Origin of the sequence: Saccharopolyspora sp. NPDC000359 (assembly GCF_040300525.1) — a bacterium.
Classification (GTDB): domain Bacteria; phylum Actinomycetota; class Actinomycetes; order Mycobacteriales; family Pseudonocardiaceae; genus Saccharopolyspora.
In genome coordinates this window covers 1-4,682 of the sequence record NZ_JBEPDU010000107.1, presented here as the reverse complement: position 1 = coordinate 4,682, position 4,682 = coordinate 1, and the positions used below count along the sequence as shown (strand labels likewise).

Here is a 4,682-nt window from a genome sequence, read left to right as displayed (position 1 = left end):
CAAGCACTCCTCGCCACCTACGGACAGGACCGCGAAAACCCGCTCTGGCTCGGGTCGATCAAGTCCAACATCGGCCACACCCAAGCCGCCGCCGGCGTCGCAGGCATCATCAAGATGGTCATGGCCATCCGTCACGGCCAACTCCCCCGCACACTGCACGTCGACGAACCCACCAACCAGGTCGACTGGAACACCGGGTCCGTCACCCTGCTCACACAAAACCAGGCCTGGCCAGACACCAACCACCCACGCCGCGCCGCGATCTCCTCCTTCGGCATCAGCGGCACCAACGCCCACATCATCATCGAACAACCACCCACCACCCACGAAACCGACGAGCCACGGCCCGACCTCAGCGCCGTCCCCTGGGTGCTCTCCGCGAAGACCCCCGCGGCGCTGCGCGCCCAGGCCCGGCAGCTGCTCGCGGTCAGCGACCAGGAACCGGTCGACGTCGGTTGGTCGCTGGCGACCTCCCGCGCGGCGCTGGACCACCGCGCTGCCGTGGTGGGCCGCACCGGCACCGAGCTCCGCGACGGCCTGCGGGCCCTCGCCGACGGCACACCCCACCCCGCGGTCACCGAAGGCGAAGCGGGCCTTGCGGGCAAGGTCGTGTTCGTCTTCCCCGGCCAGGGCTCGCAGTGGCCCGGGATGGGCGCCGAACTGCTCAACACCTCACCGGTGTTCGCCGACTGGATCAACCGCTGCGAACAAGCACTCACACCCCACGTCGACTGGTCCCTCACCGACATCCTCCGCAACACCAACGCCCCACTCGACCGCGTCGACGTCATCCAACCCGCACTCTGGGCAATGATGATCTCCCTCGCCCAAACCTGGCGCGCCCACGGCGTCGAACCCGCAGCCGTCATCGGCCACTCCCAAGGCGAAATCGCCGCCGCCTGCGTCGCAGGAATCCTCACCCTCGACCACAGCGCCCGCATCATCGCACTCCGCAGCCAACTCATCGCCCAACACCTCGCAGGCAAGGGCGCCATGGCCTCCATCGCCCTCCCGGCCGACGAACTGGGCCAAGCACTCACCCACCACCCCGACATCACCATCGCCGCGCTCAACGGGCCGAACTCCACCGTCATCGCCGGACCCCAGCAGCCGCTCGAAACAATGCTGTCCACACTGGAACGCGACGACGTCCGCGTCCGCCGCATCCCCGTCGACTACGCCTCCCACTCGGCCCACGTGGACGCCATCCGGGACGAGCTCCGCCAGGCGCTCGCCCCCATCACCCCGCAGCAAGGCACCATCCCGTTCCACTCCACCGTCACCGCGGCACAACTCGACGGCACCGAGCTCACCGCCGACTACTGGTTCCGCAACCTCCGCCAACCGGTCCTGCTGCACCCCACCATCGAGGCGCTGCTGCCCACCTGCACCACCTTCATCGAACCCAGCCCCCACCCCGTCCTCACCACCCCCATCCAGGAAGCAGCCGACGACGTCGTCACCATCGGCACCCTCCGCCGCGACCACGGTGGGCTCCCGCAGCTCCTGACCGCCATCGCCCAGGCCTGGACCACCGGGCAACCGGTCGACTGGACCGAGGTCTTCGAGAACGCCGCGGCACGGCGCATCCCGCTGCCCACCTACCCCTTCCAGCGCACCCGCTACTGGCTCGATGCCCCGGCCCGGGCCGCGGCGACCGAGGACGGCGCGGACGGCGACTTCTGGCGCGCCGTCGAACGCGAGGACCTCGACGCGCTGGCGGCGATGCTCGCGGTGGACGACCGCGACCCGCGAGAAGCGCTGCGCCCCGCGCTCCCGCTGCTGTCGGACTGGCGACGGGAGCAGCTCACCGCGTCGACGATCGACTCCTGGCGTTACCAGGTCACCTGGCGGCCGCTAGCCCTGTCCTCCAGCACCCCGACCAGCCCTGGTCGGTACCTGGCACTGGTCCCGGCCGGGCACGCCGACGACCCTGCGATCACCACCGTCCTCGGCGCGCTGGCGGCTGCGGGGGCGGAGATCACCTGTGCCGAGGCGACGGACCGCAACTCGATCAGCGAGCAGCTCGCCGAACACCGCCCGCAGCACCTCCTGTCGTTCCTCGCCTTCGCCGACGACCCGGTGGCCGGGACGCTGGCGTTGCTGCAGTCCTGTGCGGACGCCGACCTTGATGTTTCGGTGTGGTGCGTGACCTCCGGTGCGGTATCGGTCGGACGCTCCGACCGGTTCCGCGACCCGGACCAGGCTGCCGTGTGGGGCTTGGGCCAGGTGGCCGGGCTGGAACACCCGCAGTGGTGGAGCGGACTCGTCGACCTGCCCGAGGAACTCGACCCGCGTGCCGCCGAGCGGGTAGTGGCGGTGCTGACCGGTGCCGGTGCGGAGGACCAGCTCGCGGTGCGCGCCTCGGGTGTGTTCGCCCGGCGGTTGGCCCGTGCTGCCGCCCCACCGACCGAGCGGCGCTGGAGCACGCACGGGCCGGTGCTCATCACCGGCGGGACCGGGGCACTGGGTGCGCACGTTGCGAGGTGGCTCGCCCGCTCGGGCGTGCAGCACCTCGTGCTCACCAGCCGTCGCGGGATCGACGCCCCAGGCGCCCACGAGCTGCGGGCAGAGCTGGAGGCGCTAGCACCTGGTGTCCGCGTCGACATCGAGGCCTGCGACGTCGCCGACCGGGCGGCGCTGGACCGGGTGCTCAACTCGCTGGACACCGCCGTGACCGCGGTCTTCCACACCGCCGGTGTGGGAACGGCGGCGTCCCTGCACGAGACCAGCAGCGCGCTGCTGGCACAGGCGTGGGAGGGCAAGGCCCTCGGGGCCAAGAACCTGGACGAGGCATTCGCGGAAACCCCGCTCGACGCGTTCGTGCTGTTCTCCTCCGGCGCGGGCGTGTGGGGCGGAAGCGGCCAGGGTGCCTACGCCGCCGCCAACGCCTACCTCGACGCAGTAGCCCAGGCACGGCGGGACCGCGGTCTGCACGCCCTCGCCACCGCGTGGGGGACGTGGGGTGGCGACGGCATGGCCGCCCAGGGCGCGGCGCGTGACTCCTTGCACCGCTCAGGCCTGCCCGCCATGGACCCGGAACTCGCCGTCGAGGCGCTGCGTCGCGCGCTTGACGCCGACGACGTCACCACCGCGATCGCCGACATCGCCTGGGACCGGTTCGCCCCGACGCTCAGCGCGGCGCGGCCGCGACCGCTGATCAGCGACCTCGCCGAGGCGCGAGCGGCGCTGGACGGGCCGGGAGCGGACGGTGATGTCCAGGACGACGGCGGCTGGCGGCAACGGCTGTCCGGGCTCACCGCGATCGAGCGCAACCGCACCCTGCTGGACCTGGTGCGCGCCGAGGTCGCTGCGGCGCTCGGCCACTCCTCGCCCGCCGAGGTCGCGCCGCGGGCCGCGTTCCGCGACCTCGGCCTCGACTCGCTCACCGCCGTGCAGCTGCGCAACCGCCTCAAGGCGGCGACCGGGCTGCCGCTGCCCACCACGCTGGTGTTCGACAACCCGTCGCCGGTCGCGCTGGCGGAACACCTGGAGCGGGAACTGCTGGGTGAGGCCGCACCTGCCGCCGCGCCCACCGAGGTCGTGCACCAGGACGACGACCCGGTGGTGATCGTGTCGATGAGCTGCCGCCTCCCCGGTGGCGCCGACTCGCCCGAGTCGCTGTGGGACCTGGTCACCCGCGGCGGCGATGCGGTCTCCGGCTTCCCCACCGACCGCGGCTGGGACGTCGAGGGGATCTACGACCCGGAGCTGAGCCAGCCGGGCACCTCCTACGCCCGCGAAGGCGCCTTCGTCCCGGAGGCCGCGCAGTTCGACGCGGCGTTCTTCGGCATCTCGCCGCGCGAGGCGGTCGCGATGGACCCGCAGCAGCGGTTGCTGCTGGAAACCTCCTGGGAGGCGTTCGAGCGCGCGGGCATCGCGGTCGACGGCCTGCGGGAGAGCCGGACCGGCGTGTTCGTCGGCGCCGCCACCTCGCACTACGAGACGCACGACAGCACGCGGAGCGCGGAGGGCTACCTGATCACCGGCACGGCGACTGCTGTGCTCTCGGGCCGGATCTCCTACACCTTCGGGCTGGAGGGCCCCGCCGTCACCGTCGACACCGCCTGCTCGTCGTCGCTGGTCGCCCTGCACCTCGCGGCGCAGTCGCTGCGCAGTGGGGAGTGCTCCCTCGCGCTGGCCGGTGGCGTGACCGTGATGTCCACGCCAGCGGCGTTCGTGGAGTTCAGCCGACAGCGCGGTCTCGCCGCCGACGGCCGGTGCAAGGCGTTCGCCGCGGCAGCGGACGGCACCGGCTGGGGCGAGGGCGCCGGGATCGTGCTGCTGGAGCGGTTGTCGGATGCTCGGCGCAACGGCCACCCCGTGCTCGCGGTCCTCCGGGGGTCGGCGATCAACCAGGACGGCGCGTCCAACGGCCTCAGCGCCCCCAACGGGCCTTCGCAGCAGCGGGTGATCCGGCAGGCGCTGTCCAACGCCGGACTCCAGCCGTCCGAAGTGGACGTCGTCGAGGGGCACGGCACCGGCACCCGGCTCGGCGACCCCATCGAGGCCCAAGCCCTGCTCGCCACCTACGGGCAGGACCGCGAACACCCGCTCTGGCTCGGATCCATCAAGTCCAACATCGGTCACACCCAGTCCGCCGCCGGAGCAGCCGGGGTGATCAAGATGGTCATGGCCATGCGCCACGGCCAGCTCCCCCGCACACTCCACGTCGACGAGCC

1 protein-coding gene is annotated in these 4,682 nt (G+C 72.2%); it reads left to right on the top strand.

The genetic code is table 11. From position 1 onward, the window contains the following. Window positions 1-4,682, top strand: a 4,682-nt coding sequence (locus ABT324_RS33200) for an SDR family NAD(P)-dependent oxidoreductase (RefSeq protein ID WP_351185827.1), incomplete at both ends; no start/stop codon positions are given.